Source organism: Microcoleus sp. K5-D4, assembly GCF_036704575.1.
Classification (GTDB): domain Bacteria; phylum Cyanobacteriota; class Cyanobacteriia; order Cyanobacteriales; family Microcoleaceae; genus Microcoleus.
The window spans coordinates 1-1,754 of the sequence record NZ_JAUBSD010000200.1 but is presented as its reverse complement, the minus strand read 5'-3'; the positions used below and the strand labels follow the sequence as shown (position 1 = coordinate 1,754).

The window sequence follows — 1,754 nt, the reverse complement described above, 5'->3', positions numbered from 1 at the left end:
CATTGGTAACAAGTTAAGCTTGTATGGCAGTTGTCAAGGGGGTTTGAGAAGATGTCTCAAAGAAAAATTGGTTCTGACCTCGCTGTCGATCGGGGAAAGGGGCAACAATTAACTTAACATTGGGCTTTCGTTGAGATTTAACAATACCTAAATCTCGATTTTCGGGCGCGGCGAAATACTCTATCGGGTCAGTTGCCTTACCTTGTTGGCGGGCTACATAAAAATGGTAAAGACCCCGGTAAATCATTTCTAATGAAATCGAATCTATTGGTAAAGAGAGTTGGTCAGCAACGGCATCACCTAAATCGACCAAGATTGCATAAAATATCCAAGTCCCCCAAATTTGAAGCTGAATTCCATTGAGAGAACCCGTCCACAAATAACTTAATCCCAAGAGTCTTTTTACGGTATTGAAAGCTTCTTCAATTCTCCAGCGCCGACGATATAAATCTGCCACGACGTAGGGTGGTAATACTTGAGGGTCAAGCACGCTTGTCAAATAAGAATGCCAGGTTTTACCCGAACGAACTTCTATCAAACGTAAGGTAATAAATGGAGTTTTTGCAGTTCCCGAACCCAAACGTACCAGACTATCTCTCAGGTCGTAACTTTTAGTAAATACTTGCTGTATTTGAATGGATGCTCCTTTTTTTAGACGAGTAATTAAGTGAATATCTCGTTCAATTAATTGGAGCCAAAAGCTGAAATGATAAAATCCTCTATCCAGTAAGAGTAAGGTTTTATTTGGCACTAATTGCAGGATATTTTCTTCAAGCTTAACATCAGAAGCTCTCGGGTTTTCCAGAAACCAAATATCAACAGGGAGCCTGGTCATTAAATTTATGACTGTTGCCATTTTTCCGGCTAACTGCCCTTTTGGTATATCTTCTAGGCTTTTGAGCTTGCAAAATAATGCTTCGAGCGTTGAACTATCCACTATCCAAATTCTCGAAAATTTGGTCAAGGCAAATTGAATGCTTTCTGGTAGAGGTCGTTGGTTTCTCTGATACCAAGCAGTTCTTAAACTTGGCAATAAATTTTTGAAGACTCCCTCAAATAAGGTGGCGGGAAAACTTAAAAACCTTTGAGACATTGCTTGTTGAGTGACTGTTGTAGGCTTGCACCACAAAAAACCTGATCTTGCCAGCATTCTTGTAAGTTCTGTCACCCCCGCTACATCTCGCCACAATAGAGTTAATACTGCTGCTACCATCAACGGCAGGTTAAGAATTCTCCCTCGTAAACCTAGTTGACGGTAGTAATTTTCTTGTGAGGTGATGGCTGGTGTTAATAATGCCGATAGTTGCGAGGCAATCGCTTCATCTTCCACCATCGGTCTTGTGTTTTTTTTGGCGTGGTCGCGGTTGGTTTTTTGACTCTTAGCCATATTTATTGACCTACACAATCGCTCAATTATTTGTCAATTATATCGTTTGATAATACCAACTCCCGCAATCGATCGTGCTCGCCCCAACGTTGCCGTGCACGGCTGTGGTGCCACTATTATCGATCGCCCGCCACTGTTATCGATCACCCGCCACTGTTATCGAGCGCCCGCCGCTGTTATCGATCGCAGTGCCACGCCAATCGAGCCCACAACTTATTAATAATGATAATCGCGCTCGGCGTGGAAGAGTCCTCCTACAGCGGACTCTCCCACCCTTACCCCTTATTTGATTATCATTATTACCAATTATATTTATTCACAAAGAGGTATTGACAAAATCTACTCCTGTCTAACTTGTTACCAATGG

2 protein-coding genes are annotated in these 1,754 nt (G+C 42.2%); one reads left to right on the top strand and one right to left on the bottom strand.

What is annotated here, in order from left to right; genetic code table 11:
* Nucleotides 1-13 precede the first annotated feature (13 nt).
* Entirely contained in the window at nt 14-1,333 is a 1,320-nt protein-coding gene (locus QUA77_RS29025; protein ID WP_333454076.1) for an IS4 family transposase, read from the bottom strand.
* Nucleotides 1,334-1,433: 100 nt separating this feature from the next.
* On the opposite strand from QUA77_RS29025, the gene QUA77_RS29020 reads away from it, so the two are divergent.
* Nucleotides 1,434-1,607: a hypothetical protein gene (locus tag QUA77_RS29020; RefSeq protein WP_333042622.1), complete on the top strand. Its 174-nt coding sequence runs from the start codon at nt 1,434-1,436 to the stop codon at nt 1,605-1,607.
* Nucleotides 1,608-1,754 lie beyond the last annotated feature (147 nt).

What these genes read in the sequence shown, in the direction of transcription:
- QUA77_RS29025 (WP_333454076.1), bottom strand. Translation starts at nt 1,333, where the DNA reads ATGGTGGAAGATGAAGCGATTGCCTCGCAACTATCGGCATTATTAACA.